General features: G+C 61.4%; 20 protein-coding genes, 3 tRNA genes and 1 pseudogene. 17 read left to right on the top strand and 7 right to left on the bottom strand.

Going from position 1 to position 23345, the window contains the following annotated elements:
* The first annotated feature begins 9 nt into the window (after positions 1-9).
* Together T31B1_RS10515 and T31B1_RS10510 are read left to right on the top strand one after the other, a co-directional pair.
* The gene (locus T31B1_RS10515) at positions 10-1494 is read left to right on the top strand and encodes an oligosaccharide flippase family protein (protein WP_353249423.1); all 1485 of its coding nucleotides are present in this window, start codon (positions 10-12) and stop codon (positions 1492-1494) included.
* Between the two features lie 4 nt (positions 1495-1498).
* The gene (locus tag T31B1_RS10510) at positions 1499-2455 is read left to right on the top strand and encodes a glycosyltransferase (RefSeq protein ID WP_353249422.1); all 957 of its coding nucleotides are present in this window, start codon (positions 1499-1501) and stop codon (positions 2453-2455) included.
* A gap of 58 nt (positions 2456-2513) precedes the next feature.
* On the opposite strand, the gene T31B1_RS10505 is transcribed toward T31B1_RS10510, so the two are convergent.
* The 3 genes from T31B1_RS10505 to T31B1_RS10495 form a co-directional block, all read right to left on the bottom strand.
* On the bottom strand, positions 2514-3704 hold the full coding sequence (locus T31B1_RS10505; protein ID WP_353249421.1) for an NAD-dependent epimerase/dehydratase family protein: 1191 nt from the start codon (positions 3702-3704) through the stop codon (positions 2514-2516).
* A gap of 14 nt (positions 3705-3718) precedes the next feature.
* A complete protein-coding gene (locus T31B1_RS10500) occupies positions 3719-4729 on the bottom strand; it encodes a Gfo/Idh/MocA family protein (RefSeq protein WP_353249420.1) in 1011 nt (336 codons plus the stop codon).
* Between the two features lie 82 nt (positions 4730-4811).
* The gene (locus T31B1_RS10495) at positions 4812-6050 is read right to left on the bottom strand and encodes a glycosyltransferase family 2 protein (RefSeq protein WP_353249419.1); all 1239 of its coding nucleotides are present in this window, start codon (positions 6048-6050) and stop codon (positions 4812-4814) included.
* 205 nt (positions 6051-6255) lie between these two features.
* On the opposite strand from T31B1_RS10495, the gene T31B1_RS10490 reads away from it, so the two are divergent.
* The 11 genes and pseudogenes from T31B1_RS10490 to T31B1_RS10435 all read left to right on the top strand — a co-directional run bounded on the left by T31B1_RS10490 (position 6256) and on the right by T31B1_RS10435 (position 16998).
* Positions 6256-7461, top strand: a complete 1206-nt coding sequence (locus T31B1_RS10490) for a glycosyltransferase family 2 protein (RefSeq protein ID WP_353249418.1) — start codon at positions 6256-6258, stop codon at positions 7459-7461.
* Between the two features lie 70 nt (positions 7462-7531).
* Positions 7532-8716, top strand: a complete 1185-nt coding sequence (locus tag T31B1_RS10485) for a glycosyltransferase family 2 protein (RefSeq protein WP_353249417.1) — start codon at positions 7532-7534, stop codon at positions 8714-8716.
* Between the two features lie 97 nt (positions 8717-8813).
* Entirely contained in the window at positions 8814-9776 is a 963-nt protein-coding gene (locus T31B1_RS10480; RefSeq protein ID WP_353249416.1) for a glycosyltransferase family 2 protein, read from the top strand.
* Positions 9777-9851: 75 nt separating this feature from the next.
* The gene (locus T31B1_RS10475) at positions 9852-10847 is read left to right on the top strand and encodes a polysaccharide pyruvyl transferase family protein (protein ID WP_353249616.1); all 996 of its coding nucleotides are present in this window, start codon (positions 9852-9854) and stop codon (positions 10845-10847) included.
* 83 nt (positions 10848-10930) lie between these two features.
* Positions 10931-11743, top strand: coding sequence for a sulfotransferase (locus T31B1_RS10470; protein ID WP_353249415.1), 813 nt, complete (start codon positions 10931-10933; stop codon positions 11741-11743).
* A 184-nt stretch (positions 11744-11927) separates the two neighbouring features.
* Positions 11928-12698 carry a sulfotransferase family protein gene (locus tag T31B1_RS10465; RefSeq protein WP_353249414.1) on the top strand — a complete coding sequence of 257 codons (771 nt, stop codon included), beginning with the start codon at positions 11928-11930 and terminating at the stop codon, positions 12696-12698.
* 7 nt (positions 12699-12705) lie between these two features.
* Positions 12706-13401 (top strand): phosphatidylserine decarboxylase, encoded by a 696-nt coding sequence (locus T31B1_RS10460; RefSeq protein WP_353249413.1) that lies wholly within the window; start codon positions 12706-12708, stop codon positions 13399-13401.
* Positions 13394-13585 (top strand): hypothetical protein, encoded by a 192-nt coding sequence (locus T31B1_RS10455; RefSeq protein WP_353249412.1) that lies wholly within the window; start codon positions 13394-13396, stop codon positions 13583-13585. Before T31B1_RS10460 ends, T31B1_RS10455 begins: the two co-directional genes overlap by 8 nt.
* 87 nt (positions 13586-13672) lie before the next feature.
* Positions 13673-14485 (top strand): annotated as a pseudogene (locus T31B1_RS20075) (DUF8692 domain-containing protein).
* Between the two features lie 105 nt (positions 14486-14590).
* Positions 14591-15607, top strand: a complete 1017-nt coding sequence (galE, locus tag T31B1_RS10440; protein ID WP_353249409.1) for a UDP-glucose 4-epimerase GalE — start codon at positions 14591-14593, stop codon at positions 15605-15607.
* Between the two features lie 191 nt (positions 15608-15798).
* A complete protein-coding gene (locus tag T31B1_RS10435; RefSeq protein ID WP_353249408.1) occupies positions 15799-16998 on the top strand; it encodes a glycosyltransferase family A protein in 1200 nt (399 codons plus the stop codon).
* Positions 16999-17023: 25 nt separating this feature from the next.
* Here T31B1_RS10435 and T31B1_RS10430 read toward each other — a convergent pair whose 3' ends face one another.
* The 4 genes from T31B1_RS10430 to T31B1_RS10415 form a co-directional block, all read right to left on the bottom strand.
* Positions 17024-18202 (bottom strand): hypothetical protein, encoded by a 1179-nt coding sequence (locus T31B1_RS10430; protein WP_353249407.1) that lies wholly within the window; start codon positions 18200-18202, stop codon positions 17024-17026.
* The gene (locus tag T31B1_RS10425) at positions 18199-19176 is read right to left on the bottom strand and encodes a glycosyltransferase family protein (RefSeq protein WP_353249406.1); all 978 of its coding nucleotides are present in this window, start codon (positions 19174-19176) and stop codon (positions 18199-18201) included. Before T31B1_RS10425 ends, T31B1_RS10430 begins: the two co-directional genes overlap by 4 nt.
* Positions 19166-20176, bottom strand: coding sequence for a sulfotransferase (locus tag T31B1_RS10420; RefSeq protein ID WP_353249405.1), 1011 nt, complete (start codon positions 20174-20176; stop codon positions 19166-19168). The genes T31B1_RS10425 and T31B1_RS10420 overlap by 11 nt, the downstream gene beginning before the upstream one ends.
* Positions 20177-20332: 156 nt before the next feature.
* Positions 20333-20407 (bottom strand) — tRNA-Val (locus T31B1_RS10415).
* 60 nt (positions 20408-20467) lie between these two features.
* On the opposite strand from T31B1_RS10415, the gene T31B1_RS10410 reads away from it, so the two are divergent.
* The 4 genes from T31B1_RS10410 to T31B1_RS10395 all read left to right on the top strand — a co-directional run bounded on the left by T31B1_RS10410 (position 20468) and on the right by T31B1_RS10395 (position 23322).
* Positions 20468-21625 carry a DegT/DnrJ/EryC1/StrS family aminotransferase gene (locus tag T31B1_RS10410; RefSeq protein ID WP_353249404.1) on the top strand — a complete coding sequence of 386 codons (1158 nt, stop codon included), beginning with the start codon at positions 20468-20470 and terminating at the stop codon, positions 21623-21625.
* Positions 21626-21688: 63 nt separating this feature from the next.
* A tRNA-Ala gene (locus tag T31B1_RS10405) sits at positions 21689-21764 on the top strand.
* A gap of 5 nt (positions 21765-21769) precedes the next feature.
* Positions 21770-21845, top strand: a tRNA-Glu gene (locus tag T31B1_RS10400).
* Positions 21846-21978: 133 nt separating this feature from the next.
* Positions 21979-23322 carry a UDP-glucose dehydrogenase family protein gene (locus T31B1_RS10395; RefSeq protein WP_353249403.1) on the top strand — a complete coding sequence of 448 codons (1344 nt, stop codon included), beginning with the start codon at positions 21979-21981 and terminating at the stop codon, positions 23320-23322.
* Positions 23323-23345: the final 23 nt, after the last annotated feature.

Here is a 23345-nt window from a genome sequence, read left to right as displayed (position 1 = left end):
CATTCACAAATGACATCCGACGCAGAGAAGAAAAAGCCGCTCTCGGTTCGCCAGTCGCTCGCTTGGTCATTCGCCAAGCGGTACACCAATATGGCAATGACGATTCCAACGATCATGATCGTCAGTCGTCTACTGACACCGGAACAAGTAGGTGTGTACTCGGTGGGCATGGCGTTTGTAACGTTGATACATTCTCTCCGCGATTTCGGGGTTTCGGATTACCTTGTAAGAACAGAAGATCTCGATGACCGCAAAGCCCGATCTGCGTTTACGATCAACCTTATAATTGCCTGGGTGCTCGGCTGCACGATGTTCCTCGCAAGTGGCGTGGTTGCGACATTCTATAGCCAGCCAGGCCTAGAGCTTTTGCTGAAAGTCATTTCGATTAACTTTTTTCTTCTTCCGTTCGGATCCACCGTCACGGCGTTACTCAAAAGGTCAATGCAGTTCGGCATTTCATACCAGATCAACTTGTTCCAGCAAGCGACTCAGAGCGGTTCGACCATTGTCTTTGTATTGATGGGTTTCGGCTTTATGGGTTTGGCGATGGGCTCGGTGGCCGGCACGGTCGCTAATATTCTGGCCTGTATGTATTTCGGTCGAAATTACCGGATTCGTGGACTGGGTCTGGATCAGTGGCGAGATGTGTCGAGCTTCGGCATACAGCGGGTAACCGGCGATGTCGTATCGCGGATAGGCGCGAGTGCGCCGGATTTTATCATCGCGAGAGTTATCGATTTCGCTTCGGTGGGTCTATACAGTCGCGGCAAGGGTTTGGTTAATCTTTTTCGTGAAAACATCCTCGCCGCCGTCGGTGTCGTGACGTTTCCCACCTACGCGCGCGATTTTCGACGTAGAAACGACGCGCACCTGATGTTTCTGAAATCGATGACCTACGTGACGGGTGTGAGCTGGCCTTTCTTCATGTTCTCCGCGTTGATGGGTTTTCCCATCATGCGAATCATGTTTGGCGATCAATGGGACGCAGCGGTTCCAATCCTGCAATGGATCGCGATGGCGAGTGTGATCGGCGTGATTAACATGGATGGCCCTCAATTGCTTACTGCTATCGGACATGTGAAAGCGGTTACGCGCACGATCATCGTCTTACAGATAATCAGGATCGCGCTATTGGTCGGGGCTGCTTTCTATAGTCTCGAGGCCGTTGCTGCGGCGTCGGTGGTTGGTGCCGGCTTAAATGTGGCTCTATACCAAGCCTTGATCAAACGGTACACGCCGATAAAATTTCGAGATATATGGTTTGCGCTGACACCCAGCGTGTTGTCCACCGTGATTACCATGGTGCCGCCGTTGATAGTTGTAGCGGTTATACCGCCAAGCGGTAATAACCTCTGGGTTCCGCTGATTGTCGGTGGCATGGTCGCCGGCGTGGCCTGGCTTGTTGGATTGAACATCGTGCGCCATCCGCTAAGCGACGAAATAAATACTTTGCTCGCGAACGCCGTTTCGCGAGTGAGACGCACGAAGGCTTGAATAGTTGGAAGCTGAAACGAAAAACGGAGCCGGTATAAGCACCGGTAGCATCCCAGGCCGGAAACGTGTCGACGTCATCATCCGCACGCTGTGCGAGGCCGATCGGCGGGATGCCCTTCTGCGGGCGCTGCAGACGATCGGCGACCAGCGTGGTGTTTCAACCCGTGCGATCGTGGTCGTGAACGGATCGCGTTTCGATATCACTCTGCGCGACGAGATCGCCGCGCGCAGCGATGTATGCCTCGTACAACTCGAGCAGGCTTCCCTGATCGCCGCGGGGTTGAGTGGTTGGGACCACGTCGACGCGCCATACTTCACGTTTCTCGACGACGACGACGAACTGATCCCCGACAGTCTGGCGTCGCCCGCGGGATGGCTCGATGCTCATCCTCGCTGCGACGTCGCGGTCTGCAATATCTACCATGAACGGGCCGGCCGCCGGGTGTTGGCGAGCCCGGATATGGACGTCCATCACGCCAACCCGCTGCTGACATTGATGTCGGGTTGTTGGCTCCATCCGGGCGCCGCCTTGTTCCGTAGTGCGGCAATCGAGCGATCACTGTTCGACTTCCAGCGGCCGTTCATGGAATGGACGACGCTCGCATTTCGCCTGGTTGCGCAGGAAAAACGCCTGCATTTCATGCAGCAACCAACTGTCGTGTACAACGACACGCAGGGATCGCTATCCAAGGGCCCCGAGCATCAGGAACACGCACTGCTGGCGCTGGCGGAAATCATGGCGCATCCGGCGTGCGACGCGCAGACCTATCGACGGGCGCGCTACAAGTACGCCAATACGCTGCACGTGCTTGCGATGGCCTACTGGCAGCAGGGCGAGTATCGCAAGGCCTGGTCCAGACACCTGCGCAGCCTCAGAAACGGCGGGCTGCGACGCTACGCGCTTTTCACGCGCAAGTTGGTACGTCCTGCACGGTCAGGGCCCGCGAATTCGTCCGGCTGATCGCGCGGCCAGCGCTACCTGCCGGCAACGCACCGGGGCGAGCGTCAGCCCGCGCCGGTCAGCTTCTCGCCGATTCCACGAGCAGCTGCCATTCCGGTGTATTGCCTTCAAATACCGTGGTGTACCAGTCGCAGAATGCTTTCATGCTCTGATCGAACGAGTAGGGCAGCGTATAGTCCAGCTCCTTCAGACCCCGCGCCGGGTCGTGGTAGACCTTGCGGAGCTGCTGGGCGATCAGGCGACTGTCCTGGCCATCGGCCGGGTAGGTCGTTGGAACCTTGATGATCCCGCCGGTCACGCCGCGCATGTAACCTTCGGCCTTGTCGCCGAACATGCGCACCAGATCCTTGGCCGCGCCTTCGACACGTGCCCAACGCGGGTTCAGACGCAGCACTTCGCGCACTTCATCTGAGACCAGGTGTCGAAGCGCGCTGCGCGCGACATCGGCCGGGGCCGACGCTGCCTGCTCGCGCGCGTGGATCTCGCGGAATTCAGTCTCGGTGATCGACGGTGCGTCGGGCGCCCCCCGCAGGATGGGTTTCAGCGCCTGGTACAGATCAGCCCAGGTCGTGCGTTCTGCATCGCACACGAACAACCGGCGGCCGTCGTGTACATCCGATACCATCGCCGCGCGGATGCCGGCGCAGAGGTTGGTGACATCGACCGTGCTTACCACGTGTCGACCATCGTCGACCAACCGGAAGCGTCCGCCCTCTATCGTGCTGATCAGGCTCATCAGATACGGCGAGTATGGGCCGATGATATTGGGTGGGCAAAGCACCACCGACCGAACGCCGCGATTGGCTGCGGCTGCGACGCGCTCGTCCTGGAGTGCCTTGATCGGTCCGTAGCCTTCTTCTGCGGCTGGTACGGTCGGCGCGTCTTCACGAACGCTCTGCGGCGAGGGCGGATCGCCATAGATGGCGACGCTGCTCAAATGCACGAATTTCTTCAGCGATGGGCTCTTCGCGGCCGCGGCAAGCAGATTGTTCAGTCCTCCCAGCATGACGTCCGGGCCACCGCGAGAGCAATTGACGATGTAGTCGAAGGGCTTGAGTGCACGTTCGACAGCCTTGGCATCGAGCACGTCCAACTGCTCGAAGATCAGACCCTGGTGGGCCAGACAAGCCGCGCCGCCGGTTGAGTGGGAAAACGGAACAACTTCGAATGACGGATCTTCGCGCAGATACTCGAACAGCGTACTGCCGACGAAGCCGGATGCGCCGAGAATGGCAACTTTATTAGACATGCGAACTCGCTCGCTCAGGCGTAGTGATCAGCCGACAACGGCTGGCGGGTGGCATAAAGCCGTGAAAGAAGGGCCACGGACTCCCGTCCCAGTGCGGCGTCGACCTTGGGCGCCGTGCCGGCACGGCACGCGCCAATGAAATCTTCGAGCTGGCGCTGATATAGCGCACGTGGATCATGGGCGTAGCCATCAGGCGTAATATCGTAGGTGAACGTCGGCGTGGCTTTGGGGCGGAACGCAACCGTGTCCGGTTTGTCGCCCCGGATGACGAGCACGCCTTCTTCGGTTTCGACAACGAAGCTCTCTGTCAGCGCGACGAGCTTTGAGAAATAGGCAGTGCCCGAGAACGATGTATTCTCGCGGTTGAACGTAAAACGGGCGATCGAATGACTTTCTGGGCCGTGATCGCCGTTATCGGTCAGTGATACGTCCGAGGGTGTGCCCCACAGCCAGATCAGCCGGTCGAGGAAATGCGTTCCTGTCGTCACCAGCACGCCGCCGCCGGCTCGCTTGGTGTCCAGGTTGTAGCCTGACGCAGGCGACCATCCGCCGCGCGAGCCATGCTGACAAGCAAAACGTATGGGCGCGCCGAACTGGCGTGCGTCCAGCACGTTCTTGAGTGCCTGACAGGCACCCGAGAAGCGGGACTGATAGCCCACAGCAGCGATTGTTCCGTGCTTTTCGGCGGCTGCGGCGATGCGCTCCGCCGATTCGAGGTCGGCGGCCAGCGGTTTTTCGATGAGCACGGGGATTCCGCGCTCGATCAGGGCTTCGGCCAACGGCGCGTGCAGATCGTTGGGCGTGGCCACGATCGCGGCGTCGAATGTGTTCTTCACGTTGGAGATGTCGTCGGCAATCTCCGGTTTGATTCCGTAAAGCTGGCAGAGATCGGCGGCCAGCGATCTGTTCGGGTCGACAATGGCCGCAAGTTCGGCGATCGGCGACGCCAGAACCGCAGGTACATGAGCGACCCGGCTGATCGTGCCTGCGCCGATAATGACGATTCTGAAACGCTGTGAATTCATGGGGTGTCGCCTGGATATGATTCGATTCGTGCGTATTGGCTGGGCACCCGCAGCCGGTATCGGCTGCGGCGCGCGCTGATGTTCATGGTCGAGCGTGGTTACGATACAGGTTCGCGTACAGCCAACCACCCGCGAACGCCGCTGTGTTTGCGCCCGCGCGCGTCAGTGCCGGCCGTTCGCGCTTGGCGAGCGCGCGTCGCAGATGCCAATAGAGGCCTCTGGCAAGATGCCGAACCTGTGCGGTTTGTCGATGGCGGCGCAGTGTCAGATGAAGTTCGCGCATCAACCGCGTCCGGTCCTCGACAGCGGACAGATCGCTGTCCAGCGCGGTACCAAGCGTCTCGCTCAACCAGGTTTGGCGAACCTCGTCGAAGCGCCGATGTGCGAAGCCTGCGTCAAAGTCTTTCAGCGCCAGATCGACCACGCCGTGCCGGAGCATGACACACCCGCGCTGAATCAGCGCGGCAGGTTCCAGCCCCGCCGAAGTGTCGGCGACGCTCGCCTCGGGCACATGCGTCAAGTACTGGGTCAGTTCGAACCGAGCATGGGCCTTGCGGAAGACCTCGCGTCGGTATTGGGCCAGCACCCGAAATCGCTCATGCGCGGCATGTCCTTTTGTTCCCGCCCCTCGCGTACCCGCATGCTCGCGGTAGACGAAGGTCGCTCTTCCCAGTCCGGCCCCCCGAAAGCGTGCCGCCAGCCGCAGGATCATGTCGTGGTCTTCGCAACGATCCAGAGATTCGTCGAACGGGCCGACAGCGGCCAGGCATCGAACCGGGATGAGCATGCCCTGCATCAACGTGTTCATGCTCAACAGCGTGCGCATGAAAAAAGCCTCGGGCGGCGTCTGGCTCATCATCGCCAATTGCCAGGCGTCGCGGTCGAAGATATCGACATCACCCGGGACGCGGTACTTGTCGCTGTAGGTGAAATCGATGTCCGGGTTTGCGGCGAGAAAGGTTTGATGGGCGACCAGCGCATCGGGCAGGGCGATATCGTCGTCGTCAAACAGCCATACATAGTCGCCGTCGACCTGCGGGATCGCTAGATTCAGCGCGGCCGGCTTGCCTTGATTACGGGTTCGGTGGATGACGCGCAAGCGATCGCCGTACGCATCCAGCAATTGCGCGGTATCGTCGGTCGAGGCGTCATTGACCACGATGAGCTCATCGATCGGACAGCTCTGGTTCAGCAGGCTGTCGATAGCTTCCGCGAGATATTCACACCGGTTGTATGTAGCCAGCACAACCGAAACCCGCGGACGATCGGCGGCCTGGTTTGGCGTGCCGTGAGGGCAGGTGGGGTCGGAAGTCACGGTCATGGAAGATTAATGCTTGAACGCTCGAGAGATTACGGGGCTCGCAATGGCCCGACTCCCGCTTATTGTAACGGGTTGCTCGTCTTGTGCGGCTCGACGGTCGGTCGCCGTGAGGCATCCGTTTTGCAGCGCAGCAGGTTATAATGCTGGCCATGACAACTATCGATCATCGGTCATTCGGCCACGCGCTGTCTGACCGGGTAGCCGGATGATGCCAGCCTCCAAGGACGCGCAAGCGATCACCGTCAGCGTGGTAGTGGCCACCTATAATCGTGCCGACTATCTCGCCAAGGCGCTCGACAGCCTCCTGGCGCAGACTCGTCCACCGGATGAGGTGCTGGTCATCGACGACGGCTCGAGCGATGCGACGCCTGATCTACTGGCGGCCTATGGCTCACGCATACGCTGTATTCGACAGACCAACAGCGGCAAGCCGGCGGCGCTGAACCGTGCGATTCCTCAGGCCCGCGGTACGCACGTGTGGATTTTCGACGACGACGATTACGCCTTGCCCCACGCATTGGCGACACATGTCCGGTTTCTCGAGGATCGGCCCGACCTGGATTTCTGCTACAGCCACAACTTCACGTTCGATGGCGACGGCGATATTACCGATGCTGCTCGCTGGCGCACCCCCGTTGCTCCGAACTATCGCGCCGAATCGCTGCTATTACACCTGATGCGCGATTGCACGTTGGTCTTTCAGGGCCTGCTGGTCAGGCGCCAGTGTCTGGTTGATCTGTCGCTTTTCGACGAAACCCTTGGCCGCGCCGAAGACTACGACATGTTGCTTCGTCTGGCCCGGCACTATCGCGGCGGGTTTACCGGCGATCAGACGTTCGTCTGGCGCAATCACGGTGGCGAACGCGGGTCGGCCAGCGAGCGGCACTCCAACGCAGAGCGAACAAGGTTGTTTCGCCAGTATGAGCGGATCATCTTCAAGCGCGTACGAGAACGCCTCGAACTGTCGGAATACGTTGGCCACCAGGGTGCCGATGGCCCGTCGCTGCGGGTAGATGGGCTGATCCAGCGCGCCGACATCATGTTTCGCCACGATCTGATCGATGAAGGCGCGAGTGATATCGAGCAGGTCCTGGCCGAACTTGAAGGTCGTCCCGACGCGGCCCGGGTGGCGGCAGTGCGTGCGGTGATCACGCGCGCTGCCGATATCGGCGACCCGGTATTCGTGGTTGGCGCCGGACATCGGGCTCGACAATTGGCCCACGCTATTCGTGGCCGGTATCGACGCGATTGCGCTTCGGCTGCCGGTAAAGGTTTCTACTGGTCGGCTCGTCGGGCGCTGCGTCAGCATCGTCATCGAGATGCGGTCCGGTTGGCAGCGGCTATGCCTCAGTTCATGTGGTCGCTCGTCGCCGAGCTCCGCGTCTCGTCCAATCCGGGATCACGATTGTGACGCCGGCTGCCCGTGGCGCCGACATGTGCCGAGCGTCGGGGACGGTCCATTCTCATATCGGAATCGTTGCATGAGTGCTCAGAAGTCACCGATCACGATCAGCGTACTGATCTCGACGTACAATCGTGGCCACTTTCTTGCCCAGTGCCTGGACAGCCTGTTGGCCCAGACGCGGCCTCCGGCAGAGATTATCGTCGTCGACGATGGCTCCACGGACGACACGCCGGCAGTCGTTGAGCGCTATGGCGACACGGTCCGTTACTTTCATCAGGCCAATCAGGGGAAGGCGATTGCGCTGAACTTCGCGATCCCGCTGGCAGTGGGGTCGCATGTCTGTATCTTCGATGACGATGACGTCATGTTACCGGACGCGCTTGAACGACACGTCGACTTTCTGGAAATGCATCCGGATATCGATTACTCCTACAGCGGAAAGTATTTTTACGATGCCTATACCGACGAGCGTGGCGATATATGGGATCGTTCGCAGTGGCGGGTGGGCCAGCTCGATGCTTGTCCACCCGAAGAGCTATTGATTCGTACGATGGAGTGGAACGGCACGCTCATGCAGGGGATGCTGGTGCCGGTGCGTTGTCTGCAAGCCGTCGGGCTGTTCGCCGAGTGGCTGTTGAGGACGCAGGATTACGACATGATGCTCAAGTTGGCGCGGCAATTTCGCGGCGCGAGCATCGACGCAATTACGTTCGTGCATCGCAATCATGCCGGGCCTCGTGGCCCGGGCAGTGCATTGCACGCCGAGAAGAGCCGTCATGCTGTCTGGCATGAGTACGATCGCCGCCTGTTTCGTGCGCTTCGCGACGACCTGGCTCTGGGCGAATACCTGCCACGCAACGCATCGCTCGAACCGGTATCGGTGCTCGACGACGGCCAACGGTTCGACGCCTTGTATCAGCGCGCACTGATCATGTTCAAACGCGGACTGTTCGAGGAAGGCGGGGAAGATATTTGCCTGATTCTCGAACAATGTGATCTGACGCCGACACAGTGCAAGCGCGTAGCCGATCTTGTTCGTGCATCGGCCAATATCGGTGTGGCGGACTATGTGCCTGGAGCGATCGGTCTAGCGCGAAAGCTCGCCGGCGCACCCCGCACCGCTCACACGCGCACGATTCGTCGCGCGGCGGTCCAGGGACTTTACTGGGGCTTGCGAGGCTCGATCCGTCGTCGGCAGACGTACCATGTCCTTGATTTCCTCCGTGCGCTAGCCCGTCTTGCTCCGCCGAGCCTGGCATGAGTACCGCATGGTCATCGATCGGATACGAACCGCCGGTGTGGCGTGCCCGCGCGAGGCGGTCAACGCCGAAAACCGTTCGCACATGTAGGAATAAACCGTGAATAACCCGCGTATAACGCTCGTCTTGACGACCTACAACCGTGCCGATCTTCTGGTCGAAGCGCTCGAGAGTATCGGCCGCTCGATAGTGGGCGACCACGTGGTTGTGGAAGTGATCGTCGTCGATAACAACAGTACAGACGACACCGCCACGCAGGTCGAGCGCGTAATTGCGCGCGGTTTTCCGTTCGAACTGAGATATGTTTTCGAGGCCGAGCAGGGCCTATCGGCGGCGCGCAATCGCGGGACGGCCGAAGCACGCGGGTCTATCGTCGTGTTCATGGACGACGACCAGCGTATCGCCGAGAATTATCTGGCTGATGTAGAGCTCGTCTTTGAAGAGAGTGGGGCACAGTGTGTCGGGGGGCCGCTGCTTTATTACAACGCCACTCAACTGCCGAAGTGGTTGCCTCATCTGCTGCAATATATCGGCCAGTTCGATGCAGGCCCTGTGCAGTGCGATCTCACCCCGGACGGCGAACTGTTGCGAGGCGGCAACATGGCGATCCTCAAAAAGGATCTCGTCGCGCTAGGTGGCTACGACACGCGACTGGGACGTCGCGGCGAGCTGCTGTTCGCCAAGGAAGAAACGGATCTTCAGGAGCGCCTGTATGCCGCAGGTGGGCGGATCGCCTATGACCCGCGTCTCATTCAGTACCACTTTCTGCGCCCCGAGCGCTACAACAAGAACTATTGGCGTCGCAACCGTTTCGATTGGGGACGTACGACCTACCAGTATGAAAACCGGAGCGAAACGGTGACCGGCGGCGATCGGCTGGGCGGCGTTCCGCGTTGGTATCTTCGTTACCTGCTGACACGCGATTTACCCCGCTATGTGAAGGCCTGGGCCAACCGGAACGCGGGCAAGCGATTCGACCGGGAATTGGATATCTGGTTGCGTCTCGGACGTATCTACGAAGCGAGAAAGCTTGGACGCAGCACATCTCCGGAAACCGAATGATGGGCATGGGCAGACGATTCGCCTCGCTTTGTCCATCCGCGGCACGGGTCATGAGGAACTGCTGCGGTGGCTAATATGATCGGTCGCCGGCACGTCGACCTGGTGCGCCAACGCGAGTACTGCACAAGCGCCGGGCCGCGCCTCAAAAGCCGCTTGTCGGCGCTTTTGCACGTCATTCCTCGAGACAAGCCGGTGGTGTACTTTGACTATCCGGTGCATGGCAACGTCGGCGATCTGCTGATTCATCTGGCGACCGACCGATTCTTCCATGAGCACGGCTATCACGTGGCGAGAACATTCAGCTGGCGGCCGCGCGGTCGGCATGCCCGTCGCGTGCCAAGCGATGCCACGCTCGTATTTCACGGCGGCGGCAATCTGGGCGATCTCTACCCCGGGCACGAAAGGCTGCGCCAGGCGATGCTCGAGCGGTATCCGGATCACAAGGCAGTGATCATGCCGCAGAGCATCCACTATTCAACGCCCGACGCCCGAGACCGATCGCTGGCAGCCTATGCGCGCTACCGTGATCTGACCATCTGTGCCAGAGACGACGTCAGCCGAGACCTGCTCGCCTCCTACTCGGATATCGGCCACCTCATGATCCCGGATATGACGCACCAGCTCGAAGATGCGTTGCCGGCCGTGGTCGACCGCACACGCCGGTCGGACGCGTTGTTCTTCCTGCGCACGGACAAGGAGCGTGACGAGCAACGCAGCGCCCGGTTTCCCGAGATGGGCGCTGAAGATCAGTCCTGGGACTGGGAGCGGCTCCTGACCGCCCGCGACGCGACGTGGATACAACGCCACAACACGCTTCACAAGTATCTCTATCTGGCGAATCTGGATCGCGTGGCATACGAGACATGGAGCGGCTATCGCGCCCGTATCCTTCGACGGGCCCTTGCGTTGTTTCAAGGGGCGAACCATGTGTATACAGACCGCTTGCATGGCGGCCTGTTCGCCTTGCTCACCGGCGCGCCGGTCACACTGGCCGACAACAACAACGGCAAGATCGGCCATTATCATCGGACATGGCTGAGCGGCCATCCCGATGTGACCATTCGCGATTAGCGCGTATGGCGCGATGCGTGCCAAGGCGCTTGATGCCGAACCCTGTAAATCCAAGTCCCTAGGGCGCCGAGGAGCACCTAAAAATGAACCCACTTCATGCCCGCCGCACGGCCAAGCTCGGCTTCTTGCGACGGATGGTGTCGCCGCGCCGGACACACGCCTATTGCGTGGGCACGGCGAAATCGGGAACCCATTCGATCAACGCGTTCATCAAGCCGCCCCTGACCGCGGCTCATGAGCTCGAAAGTGAACGAACGATCGAGACCATCATCGCGCGCCGTGACGGCCAGCTGTCCGATCGTCAGCTGGACCGCTTCCTGCTCAAGCGAGATCGCAGGCACCGGCTTGATGTGGATTCGTCGCAGCTGAATTTCTTCTTTCTGGACGAGTTGGTCCGACTGTTTCCGCGTGCGCGGTTCATTCTGACGGTGCGCGAGCCGAGAGCCTGGCTCGATTCGTTCGTGAACCACCAGCTCGGCCGTAGCGCCTCGTCGAACTGGCAGCGCCTGCGTGACCTGCGTTTTCGGCCGGATGTGTTTCCACATGGTCCGGACGACGCTGTATTCGCGGAGCACGGCCTGTATAGCCTGGACGGCTATCTTTCGTACTGGCGTGAGCACAACCTCAAGGTGCTGGAGGCGGTGCCCGCCGATCGTCTGATGGTGCTCAAGACACGGCATATCGGTGACTCGATCGCCGGCATCGCTCAATTTTTGAACGTCGACCCCGAGCTACTGGATGCCGAGCGGGCTCATGCGTTCACGGCCGCGACGAAATTCGGCCTGCTCGAGTCGCTTGACGAACGATATCTCAATGATCGAATACGCGACTTCACGGCCGACGTGATGCTCGAGCTGGAACGCCGATGCGTGTCGCCGAGCGTGGCACAGTCGTGATCACCACCGAAGCGCTCGTGTCCGGCGCCCCGGCGAACGCGACGCTGCGTCACCCACCGATCAGGACTAGAATCGGACCAATTTCTGAATTCAGAGAGTTTCAAGAATGGCTCAGATAGGCTCGTCGATCGACCGGCTTCGCCATAAGCTGGATCACAGGTTGCTTCTCACGAAGAAAAGTCTCGTGCAGCGGCTCGTGCGGCGCACCAGCGGCACGAGCAGCCACTCGACGGCGTTCGTGGCCGGCGCCCAGCGATCCGGGACCAACATGGTCATGGACATGCTTGAGCGCAGCGGGTCGACGGAGGTCTATCACGAACGTGATCCGCGCGCGTTTGAACGCTACGAGTTGCGCTCGGACGATGTCCTAAAGACATTGCTAAAGCGCTCTCCGGCACCCCTGGTGGTCTTCAAGGCGCTGTGCGAATCGCAGGATCTCGCCGATCTGTTGCAGCGATTCGAGCCGGCTCGGGCGGTGTGGGTCTATCGGCATTACGAGCCGGTGGTACGTTCGCATGTCCGCAAGTGGCGCGGTATGCCGGATACGATGCGTCGCCTTGCCGCCGACGAAAACGCCACGCATGGCTGGCGTGGTCGCGGCATGTCAGCGGATACACGCGCACTGATCCGCGACTGTTATCACGACGCACTCACCAACGAGTCGGCGTGTGCGCTGTTCTGGTACATGCGCAATATCCTGTTCTTCGAACAGGGCTTGGATTGCGACGATAGAACGCTGTTGATTGGCTATGACCGTCTGGTCGCCGACCCGCATGCCGGCGCGCGTCAGTTATTCGCATTTCTCGATCTCGACTACAAACCCTCGGTGTGCGATTTCGTATCCGCCGAGATCTCGTCGTCCGTACCGACGGGCGACCTGCCTATAGATCCACGGATACGCGCAGCCTGTGATGACCTGCTGGCACGGCTCGAATCTGTCGTGGCGGCCGGGTAGCGCATAGATGCTGGTGCTGACATTCCAGCTAGCGGTAATCGTTTTGTTGGCACTGGCGGTCGTGCTCTGGGCGGTCAATTTCCCGCATCCGTCGCCGTTGGCGCGACCGTTGCTGCGTGGCAAGCGGCGCTGGCCGGAAAATCAGATCCGCTCCTGGCTGGCCTCGGGCGATTTCCATCCCGGTTATCTTCGATACTTCTATCGCGACCCGGAGCGAGTCGCGCCCCACGGAGATGGTCTGCTGGCGCCCGCCGACGGGCTGGTAACCGGTCACGATTGCCTAGACGGGGTGCGCTATATCGTCATCGCACTGTCGTTCTGGGATATGCACGTACAGCGCAGCCCGATCGATGGTCGGGTCCGCTCGGTCGTGTCGCTCGGCGACACGCATACCGACGGCGAAGGACGGGATTTCGCGTTCTTGCGAGCCAAGATCTGCCCGGTACAGACGCGGATCGTGATCGACAGCGATATCGGCACCGTTGCCGTGCGCTTGATCACCAGCGTGGCCGCGCGGCGTATCGAGGCTTGGGTCGAGCCCGGCCAGACGATTCGTCGTGGCCAGCGAATCGGGCGAATCCTCCTCGGGAGCACCGTGGTGCTCGAAGTCCCCGACGCCTATCAATGCACGCCCGCACTCCGAACGCATGTACGCGCCGGCCAGACCGTGCTGGTGCAACGCCGCCGTGATGGCAATGCCTGAGTGGCTGTGGGCCGGCTCGCGGCTATCCTGGGTCTTCTTCGGCCTGGTGGTCTACGGCCTCGCGTGCGTGCTGGCGGCCGATGTGGCCTGGCGGCTGGTAACCTTCAACACCCGAATTCTCCTTGCGATCGTGGGCTTGGGTTGGATCGTCGGCAGCCTATTAATACTACTTGTTGGCGTCTAAGCCTGCGTGCCGCGCATAGTGCGCGAAAAGCGGCTGCCGCCGTGGGCATGCGGGACTCGAGTCGAGGAAAGAGGGGAAAGCGTGGCGATGACGAACGACCGGCTACTGGCCGTGGGCATACCGCTTCGTTCGATCGGGCGGTGGTTTGCCTGGTGCACCGTGTTCCTGACCGTTGCGGTACTGATTGTCGTTGCCTTGCGAGTCGGGTATCGCTATGACCGAGTCTATGGTCTCTACGCGCTGTTCGATCTGGACGGGGACAGCAGCGTGCCGACCTGGTATGCGTCTATTAGCCTGCTGGTTTGTAGTGGACTGCTGTACGCGCACGGCCGAATCTCTCGGGCAGAACGTGACCGCCGGATCGTCGGGTGGTACGGGTTGGCGCTGATATTCCTGTTCTTATCGGTGGATTAGACCGCTCGGATACATGAAGTGCTGGGCACGTTTCTGGGCAATCAGCTGGCGCCAGCGGCGACCCGGGCGGACGGGCTGATTTTGTACCATTGGATCGTCGTGGGTGCCGTATTTTCGGCGGTGGTCGCCCTAGTCTATGTGCCGTTTCTGTATCGGCTACCCGCGCGCACCCGCTGGCTTATGATCGCCAGCGGCGCGATCTATGTGTCCGGCGCGTTGTTTGTAGAAGACGGGAACGGCGTGATCGCTCACGCCTACAGTTACCCCAGTCTGGCGTATCAGCTGGGCACCGTCATTGAAAAGTGTATGGAAATGGCGGGTGTCGCACTGTTTGCACACACCCTCTCGACCCATCTCGTGCAACGTATCGGTGGTATGGATCTGGTATGCGGGCCAGTGCAGTCGTTGCGGTTTGAGCACGACAGCGCGTGCACTCGACTACCTTCGACCGGTTCCGCAGCGGCAGCCGGGACCGGCGACAGTTAGAAACCGGTTGACGACCAAGTCTATCCATTGTTGTTTTCCTAGGCACGATCACCAACAGTTTACGCTGGGCCATAATGGCGTACTTCACGTGGTAAACGAGAGCGTATGACGGTTCTTCTTACAGGCGGAGCGGGTTTCATTGGCTCGCATACGGCGTTGGTGCTTCTCGAGGCCGGGCATGAGGTTGTCATCTACGACAACCTGTCCAACGCAAGCCGAGAGTCGATTCGACGAGTGGAGCGGCTGACCGGTCTCAGCATTGTCTTCGTCGAAGGTGATATCCGTGACACCAAGACACTCGCGGACACGTTTGCCACGCACAATATCGAAGCGGTGATCCATTTCGCAGGGCTCAAGGCCGTCGGCGAGAGCGTCAGCCTGCCCATGGCCTATTACGACAACAACGTCGGCGGTACCGTAACGCTCTGTCAGGCCATGGCCGCGGCGGACGTCAAGACGCTGGTGTTCAGTTCTTCGGCGACGGTCTATGCCGAGTCGCGCGATATGCCGCTCGCCGAATCCGCGCCGACCGGACGGCCCACGAACCCGTATGGCACATCCAAACTCATGATCGAGTGGTTGCTTACCGATCTTCAGCGCGCAGAGCCGGACTGGTCGATCGCCTTGCTGCGTTATTTCAACCCCGTCGGAGCCCACTTCAGCGGGCAGATCGGCGAGGATCCGGCCGGGGCGCCCAACAATCTGTTGCCGTATATCACCCAGGTAGGCGTCGGCCGATTGCCCCGGCTCTCGGTGTATGGCGGGGATTATCCGACGCGGGACGGCACGGGTGTGCGCGACTATATTCATGTGATGGATCTTGCCCGAGGCCACCTGGCCGCGCTGGACGCGCTGAAGGCACGGCAAGGCGTACAGACCTGGAATCTCGGTACTGGCCACGGCTACTCGGTGCTCGAAATGATCGAGGCGTTCGAACGCGCGTCGGGCCGTCCGTTGCCCTACGACATCGTCGCGCGGCGCCCGGGCGATGTCGCGGAGTGCTGGGCCAACGTCGAGAAAGCCGAACGCGAACTGGGTTGGCGTGCCAGCCACGGCCTCGACGAGATCATGCGGGATGCCTGGCGCTGGCAGTCGGACAATCCCCAGGGTTATCGCGGCTAGACGCCGTCGGCTGATCCGACGCTCACCGCTGGAAAGAGCCGAACGCTTTCATCAGACCGTTTGACGCCAGCGCTATCGACAGCGCACCGTCCGTGCTCGGGCATACGCCCGATCATCCGATTGGCTTGATCGGATTCGATTCAAGGCATGGCTGCTGTATCGACATGACGCAGCGACGGGGGAATATGGGTGTGGATCATTCGCGGGCGACGGTCAGCGTCATCATCGCGACTTATAATCGTGCCGGCTATCTGGCGCAGTGTCTTGAAAGCGTGCTGGCGCAGAGTCGGGCGCCCGACGAAATCCTGGTCATCGATGACGGCTCCAACGACGGTACGCGCCGGGTCGTCGAGGGGTTTGGAAACCGTATCCGCTATTTCTGGCAGCCGAATCAGGGCCGTCCGACCGCTCTGAATCTGGGTCTGGAAAACGCGACGGGTTCCCATCTGGTGTTCTTCGACGACGACGACGTGCTGTTGGCCGGCGCGGTGAAAGCGCACCTGGACGTGTTGAACGCCGTGCCGGACGCCGATTATTCCTACAGCCCGAACCTGGCGTTCGATGAGCACGGGCCGAATGATTCCATCTGGGACGAAGCGCGCCACAAAACCTTGAAACATCGCCAGTACGCCGATCCCGACACGCTTTTTCTGCGCACGTTGGAATGGGGTGAGTATTTCCTCATCTACCTACAGGGAATGATGATCCCCCGGCAGTATCTGGAAGAGGTGGGTCGTTTCCAGACCTCACTGCTGCGCGGTCAGGATTACGACGTCATGCTGAAGCTAGCATGGCGTTATCGGGGCGTGAGTACCGGGCAGCCGACGTTCATCATGCGCAATCACGCAGGCGGTCGCGGGCCGGCGATCGAGCGCCATTCGGAAGCCGAACGTCTGGCCATGTGGTCGAAATACGATCGTCAGATCGTTCTGCCTTATCGCGACACGCTCCCGCTCGCGGCCTATCTGGATTCGGTCGCTTCCTCGGTTTGTGATGCGCAGCTCGACGACCGGCAGGTCGTCGAGGCGATCACCGAACGCGCTCGGGTGATGTTCTCCCACGGGTTGTTCGACGAAGGCGTGGCGAATATCGAGGCTATCGCCGGTCGCCGCGAAATCGCGCCCGATCAGTGGCAGAATGCCGTCGAACTGGTACGCCATGCCGCCAATATCGAAAAGCCGCATTATCTGCCCGGCAAGACAGCGCTGGTACGCGACCTCGGGCGAGGGCGTTACCCGCGTGGCCGCAAGCGAGCGCTGACCAGAGCGGCGGCCCAGGGGCTGTACTGGGCCTCGCGCCGGTTCATGCGGGAGCGTCGAGCCAGACAATCGACGATGCTGCTGGTAGCGGCCGCTCGTCTGGCGGCTCGCCACGCACGCTACATCACATAGCGCCTTCCGTTGAGGCGCCCGCCGTTCAGGCAGCGGCGTCGTTCCGAAGCAGGTAGAGCTGGCGCCCGCCGTCCTGTAACGATGTGACCAGAATCTTGTGTCCGTCCGGACTCGGGCAGGGGTGTAGATCGCAGCGATAGGGACCTGCTTCGGGCCGGTGGTTGCCGAATTGGGCGATCCGGCTGGATACGCCTTCGCTTTCGTCGTAGGTCAACAGGTCGATGGTTTGCTGATAGGGCGTATCGAATACGAAACGCTCCGCCGAATCGGGAAAGTAGCGGACATGGGCGTTCTTGCCGAGCGTCCCGGCTGCGATCTGGCGAACACGTTCTCCGCGCGGTGCCTGGTCCCGATACAGATAGAAGCCGTCGATGCGCCAGAGATACAGGTGCTCGTTGTCCAGCCAGATGACGTGCGACGTGGCATCGGTCAACAGCCGGAGATCCCGGCCGTCGACGCCGCAGGTCAGGCTGACGCCCATTCGATCGTTCCATTGACCGTTGGGTCCGCGACGACGGAAACGCAGTTTGACGGTGAAACGCTGGCCGTCGGGGCTGAGTTTCACGTGATTGAACCAGTAGCTGTAGCGGGCACGCAGATGACGTATATAGCCGCGCCAGCCGAGCTGGGTATAAAGAAAACGCACCGCGCGGTCGAGCGTGAGTATCAGCCGCGTGTCGCCGCTGGCCAGATCGCATCGCCATACGCCGTCGCTTCGCGAGCGCCGCCGGCGCAGCTGCGCGCCGCGACCGCCTACATAGCCATAGCCCGGCCGCAGCGCATCCAGCCGTGCCATGTTAAGCGACAGGCCAAAGCCTGCCTCCGGGTCGACGGCATAGACGGGCCGGGGAAGGGTGCGGGTATGGCCGCTTGCGACGTCGTGAACGCGGGCCACGAATCGGCCATTCTCGCGGTCGTTCCATATCACTTCCTGGCGGCCCGGAATCCATTGCGCCATGGGGCCTTGCTGCCAGCTCCACGCCCGGCTCTCGCCAATGGTCGTCCAACAGCCGGCGTCGTCAGTGTCCACGATGCCGATGTCGACGCGATCGTCGATCAGGGGGGTCCGTTCGACAAAGGACGTTCGGTAGGCGACGACGTATCGGCTGGTGCTGTCGAATACCCGGATGTCGTAGTAGCTGTGGGCATGGAAACGCCGCTCGGCGCTGCCCTCGGTGAGCTGTTCCAGTTGCCAGTCGGTCATCCGGAGAGGCCTCGCTTGAGCTTTCGGGCCAGGCGTCGCGGCCGCCCGGCATGCCAATAAGCCGCGCTCAACGCTCTGAGCGCCGCACTGCGCCGACGCCAACTCATATGTGCCAGGCGCGACGGCTGTCGGATGGCGACATCTTCGGGGCGGATACGACCGTGGCGTTCGATATAGGCCAACAGCTTGCCGCCGTACTCGGCGCCGGCGACGCTCACGCCGGGCGTGTCCAGCCGTCGCCGTAAGGTGTCGTGCAGCGTGGCAGTCCACTTGAAATGATGCACGCGCAGCGGCACCAGAAACCGGAACCAGGCCTGGCCGATATAGGGAAACTGGGCGAGCTGGCGGCCGAACAGGTAACGCACGCCGACGGTGCCTTCGACCGGATGATGGCCGCCTCGGGAAGGTTCGATATGGCTTTTCATCATCATCAGCTTCACCGTGCCGTGCCAATTGTGATTCCGGCCGCGGCCCGCGATCCGGCACTGGACGTCGGCCTGTAGCGGGAAGCAGGTCTCGATCGGGTCGTCGGTCACCGGCGCCAGGTGCCCCGCCGGTGCCAGGCGATCGATGAAAACGCCTTGCACGCAGTTCACCCGGCTCGCCTCGCACAGGGCGATGAAGCGCGCCAGGGGTTCCGGGTATTCGTGAAACTCATCGACGTCGGCGCTGATCACCCAGGCGCCCGCCGGTACGCGGTCCCGCTGTATTTCGCGTCGCTGGGCCCACATGCTGTCGCTCGTATACGGTGCGATCCAGCGTTTCGGTTCGGCGATGCCGTGGTGGGCCAGAAGTGTCTCGGCCCGGGCCAGATTGGCCGACGCCGGGTCCCGCGTATTGAGCAGGACGTGGATATGTTGCGGTGCGACGCCCAGCGCCAGATAGTGCTTGAGAAAATGGGCGAGATGGCCATACTCGGTGTCCACCCCGACACAGGTCACCAAGTGGGGCAGCCGTTCGGGCTCAGAGCTCATGGGGCGTCTGTGCCTGGTAGGGCTGCAGAAAGGAATACGTAGCACATAGCGCCTCCACGCGTTCGATGGCGGTATCCGGCCAGTCGATCAGATCCCGGGTGCGGTGCGATTTGTCATAGACCATGGCCGCACAGCGTTCCACATAAGCGGGCTCCACCGCGAGTTCGAGAAACCCGATGATCCGTTCGATCTCGGCGGCGGGTGTTGCGGTGAGCTGCTCATGCCCGACGTCGAGCCAGTCCGCCGGCCGCGTCCGGTTTTTCATCGCGCCCACCGTGCGGCACAGTCGCTCGTATTCGTCGAGCTGGGAGTCGAGCACGCGGCTTGCGATCACGCCCTCACGCTGTTTTTGAGCGAGCGCGCGATGAAAATCGGTATGGCCGCGGGTGCTGCTACGCAATGTGTCGTACGCCCGTCCGTGACGCAGTGACATCGTAGCGATGTTATCGAACGGGTCGCGTGTGACGAGGATCCATTTCTTGTTCGGCCCGCCGGCGCGACCCAGACGGTCGATCAGCGACGGGCTGCGGGCGATCCAGCGCACGGCGGCGTCGCCTTTCTTGTCGCCGATCACGCGTAATGGATCCGCCGAATCGTGCGCGCCCCCCGGAACCCGATAACCGTGGCCGTTCCAGTATCGCCCGTGACGGGTGAATTCGAGCGCCATGCGGTCGATGAGCGCGAAGATCGCCGACTGGGGGAACCCTTTCTCAAACAACCCCATCGCATCCAGTTCGTGGGATATACGGGCGTGAGGATGGGCATCCAGTATCGAGCCGATCAGGGAATGGCCCGAGCGCGGGAAGCCGGCGAACTGGACGAAGGTCTCGATCTGCGTCAGTCGGCGTCGATTGCGCAGGCTGTCGGCTGACGCCCAGGCCGCCAAACGCCAGAGCGCCACGTTATGATGGCTACGTGATTCGCGGCCCTCGAAACGCGGGATGCTGTGGGGGCTGCGAGCCTTGTTGCGCAAGGCTTTTAGCCGGCTCGTCACGCGCATGTCGGGTCGTCCTGTCGGTGCGGGTGGCTCGCGATCGGGCGGTTGACGCTGCGCCGGGGGGCCGAAGATCACACACTCTGGCGGCCAGCGTCATACGACATCCGGCCAATTCCGGGTCGGCCGTTGACCACTGCGTTCGACCGACGGCCCGGACGATGGTGGGCGGTACTAGGTTCGAACTAGTGACCCCTGCCGTGTGAAGACAGTGCTCTACCGCTGAGCTAACCGCCCGTCGTCCGATTGCGCGAGGCGAAGTCTAGTCGCGAGCGTAACGCGGGTCAACGGCCTTGCATGGTGCGCAGGGCTTGCGGTGCTAGAATCCGCGCTGGAACATCGATCCAGCCAAACGCCGCCACAGGAGCGTGCATGCAACTCATCGACCTGCAAGCGCAGTATCACCGTATCAAGGCCGACGTGGATGCGCGCATCCACGCCGTACTCGAACACGGTCGCTACGTAATGGGCCCGGAAATCGAAGAGCTCGAGCAACGTCTGGCCGACTACGTGGGCGTGCCGCACTGCATCGGCCTGTCCAGTGGAACGGATGCGCTTCTGGTGGCGATGATGGCGCTTGATATCGGCCCGGGTGACGAGGTGATCACCACGCCGTTTACGTTCATCGCCACGGGCGAGATGATCGGCCTGCTGGGCGCGACGCCGGTGTTCGTCGATATCGACCCGCGGACCTACAATATCGATGCGACGCTGATCGAAGATCGTATCAACGAGCGTACCAAGGCGATCGTGCCGGTCAGCCTGTTTGGCCAGATCGCCGATATGGATGCCATAAACGCCATTGCGGACAAACATGGCGTGCCCGTGATCGAGGATGCCGCGCAGAGTTTCGGTGCACTTTACAAAGGCCGTCGCTCGGGCGGCGTGTCGTCGCTGGCCGCGACCTCGTTCTTTCCGGCCAAGCCGTTGGGTTGTTACGGGGACGGCGGGGCGGCATTCACGACCGATAGCGATCTCGCCGAGCGCATGCGAGAGCTGCGCAATCATGGGCAGAGCGCGCCGTACTACCATCCTAGACTCGGTATCAACGGCCGGCTCGATACGATCCAGGCCGCGGTGTTGCTCGCCAAGATGGAGGTCTTCGAGGACGAGGTGGCACGGCGCGCCGAAGTCGGCGCACGTTATTCCGACATGTTGTCGGGAATCGTCACCACGCCGACGATCGCCGAGGGATGTACCAGCGTGTTCGCGCAGTACACGGTACAGGTCGATGAGCGCGACCGGGTGCGCGCCGTGCTCAACGAGGCAGGCATTCCGAACGCGGTGTATTACCCTGTGCCGCTCAACCGTCAGCCGCCTTTGTATTCGGACGTGGCTATTCCGCACTCTGAGGCGGCCGCCGAGCGCGTGCTCAGTTTGCCCATGCATCCCTACCTGGATATCGAGGATCAGAAGCACGTCGTGAGCACGCTGGAACGGGCGGTCGCAAAATAATCTCGGGGGAGAGGTTGGCAACGCGTGATCCGATCTCTATAATGCGCCGCTCGCAAAGTCGAAGGGGCCATAGCTCAGCTGGGAGAGCGCAACACTGGCAGTGTTGAGGTCGGCGGTTCGATCCCGCCTGGCTCCACCAATCAAGTCCCCATCGTCTAGAGGCCTAGGACACCGCCCTTTCACGGCGGCGACAGGGGTTCGAATCCCCTTGGGGACGCCATGACGGCGATAAGCCGCGCGCCTACGGGCGGCGCGGCTTTTTTTATGCGTGCAATGTGCGCGGTCGCGAGATCGTAGCGGGTTGACGCATAATGTCGTTTTGACCCTGCCGCCCATAGCCAACAGGAGTCGCGGTGCGTATTACGATTTTCGGAACGGGGTATGTCGGCCTGGTGACGGGCGCCTGTCTGGCTCAGAGCGGCAACCATGTGATCTGCGTGGATATCGACGCGGACAAGATCGCTCGGCTGACCCGAGGCGACATTCCGATCTACGAGCCGGGCCTCGAACAGATCGTGCACGACAACGTCGCCTCCGGTCGCCTGCGATTCACGACCGACGCCGCGCAGGCCGTCGCGCACGGCACGCTGCAATTCATCGCGGTGGGCACCCCGCCTGACGAGGACGGAAGCGCCGATCTGCAGTACGTGCTCAAGGTCGCCGAGACCATCGGCGAGCACATGTCCGATTATCGACTGGTCATCACCAAATCGACGGTGCCGGTTGGCACAGCCGATAAGGTGCGAGAGGCCCTGGGCAGGATATTGACCCAGCGCGGGATGGACGTCGAGTTCGATGTCGCCTCCAACCCGGAGTTTCTCAAGGAAGGCGCGGCCGTCGAGGATTTCATGAAGCCGGACCGCGTCGTCGTGGGTGTCGATACCGACCGAGCCGCCGAGCATTTGCGTGCGTTATATGCGCCGTTCAACCGTCAGCATGACCGGACGATCGTCATGGATATTCGCTCGGCGGAGCTGACCAAGTATGCCGCCAATATCGTCCTGGCGACCAAGATCAGCCTGATGAACGAGCTCTCGCAAGTCGCCGACCGGGTCGATGCCGATATCGAGCAGGTCCGACGCGCGATCGGTGCCGATCACCGGATTGGCTATCATTTCATCTATCCCGGCTGCGGCTTCGGCGGGTCTTGCTTCCCCAAGGACGTGCGCGCGCTGGCTCAGACCGCGGGCAAGCTCGGCTATGACACCGAGATCATCAACGCCGTGGAGCGGGTTAACGATCGCCAGAAACGGGTGCTGTTCGACAAGTTGGCCGCCCATTTCGGCGATCTCGCCGGCAAGACCATCGCCGTCTGGGGGTTGGCCTTCAAGCCCAACACGGACGATATGCGCGAGGCGCCCAGCTGTACGCTGATGGAGGCGTTGTGGGAAGCCGGCGCGCAGGTGCGGGCGTTCGATCCCGAGGCAATGAACGAAACACGGCGCATCTACGGTGAACGTGACGACCTGACGTTGTGTGCCAGCGGCGAAGAGGCGGCCGACAACGCCGATGCTCTTGTTTTGGTCACTGAGTGGCATATATTCCGTACGCCGGATTTCGCCGATCTCGCCGCGCGTATGAAGCAGCCGGTGCTCGTCGACGGACGCAATATCTACAAGCCCTCGTATGTCGCTCAGGCAGGGTTTACCTACTACGGCATCGGACGTTCGGCCGCCAGCGGCGCAACCGCGCTCTAGGCGTAGCGACAGCGGTCTTTGTC

It is taken from the genome of Salinisphaera sp. T31B1, assembly GCF_040361275.1.
In the GTDB taxonomy this organism is placed as follows: Bacteria; Pseudomonadota; Gammaproteobacteria; order Nevskiales; family Salinisphaeraceae; genus Salinisphaera.
This window is presented reverse-complemented; position numbering and strand designations above follow the sequence as displayed.

Bases quoted from the DNA above. Each gene is read 5' to 3' on its own strand.
- T31B1_RS10485 (WP_353249417.1), top strand. From the start codon at position 7,532: ATGAGTGCTCAGAAGTCACCGATCACGATCAGCGTACTGATCTCGACG.
- T31B1_RS10515 (WP_353249423.1), top strand. From the start codon at position 10: ATGACATCCGACGCAGAGAAGAAAAAGCCGCTCTCGGTTCGCCAGTCG.
- T31B1_RS10420 (WP_353249405.1), bottom strand. From the start codon at position 20,176: ATGCGCGTGACGAGCCGGCTAAAAGCCTTGCGCAACAAGGCTCGCAGC.
- T31B1_RS10410 (WP_353249404.1), top strand. From the start codon at position 20,468: ATGGTGCGCAGGGCTTGCGGTGCTAGAATCCGCGCTGGAACATCGATC.
- T31B1_RS10460 (WP_353249413.1), top strand. From the start codon at position 12,706: ATGCTGGTGCTGACATTCCAGCTAGCGGTAATCGTTTTGTTGGCACTG.
- T31B1_RS10470 (WP_353249415.1), top strand. From the start codon at position 10,931: ATGAACCCACTTCATGCCCGCCGCACGGCCAAGCTCGGCTTCTTGCGA.
- T31B1_RS10430 (WP_353249407.1), bottom strand. From the start codon at position 18,202: ATGACCGACTGGCAACTGGAACAGCTCACCGAGGGCAGCGCCGAGCGG.
- T31B1_RS10490 (WP_353249418.1), top strand. From the start codon at position 6,256: ATGATGCCAGCCTCCAAGGACGCGCAAGCGATCACCGTCAGCGTGGTA.
- T31B1_RS10500 (WP_353249420.1), bottom strand. From the start codon at position 4,729: ATGAATTCACAGCGTTTCAGAATCGTCATTATCGGCGCAGGCACGATC.
- T31B1_RS10505 (WP_353249421.1), bottom strand. From the start codon at position 3,704: ATGTCTAATAAAGTTGCCATTCTCGGCGCATCCGGCTTCGTCGGCAGT.
- T31B1_RS10475 (WP_353249616.1), top strand. From the start codon at position 9,852: ATGATCGGTCGCCGGCACGTCGACCTGGTGCGCCAACGCGAGTACTGC.
- T31B1_RS10425 (WP_353249406.1), bottom strand. From the start codon at position 19,176: ATGAGCTCTGAGCCCGAACGGCTGCCCCACTTGGTGACCTGTGTCGGG.
- T31B1_RS10455 (WP_353249412.1), top strand. From the start codon at position 13,394: ATGCCTGAGTGGCTGTGGGCCGGCTCGCGGCTATCCTGGGTCTTCTTC.
- T31B1_RS10495 (WP_353249419.1), bottom strand. From the start codon at position 6,050: ATGACCGTGACTTCCGACCCCACCTGCCCTCACGGCACGCCAAACCAG.
- galE (WP_353249409.1), top strand. From the start codon at position 14,591: ATGACGGTTCTTCTTACAGGCGGAGCGGGTTTCATTGGCTCGCATACG.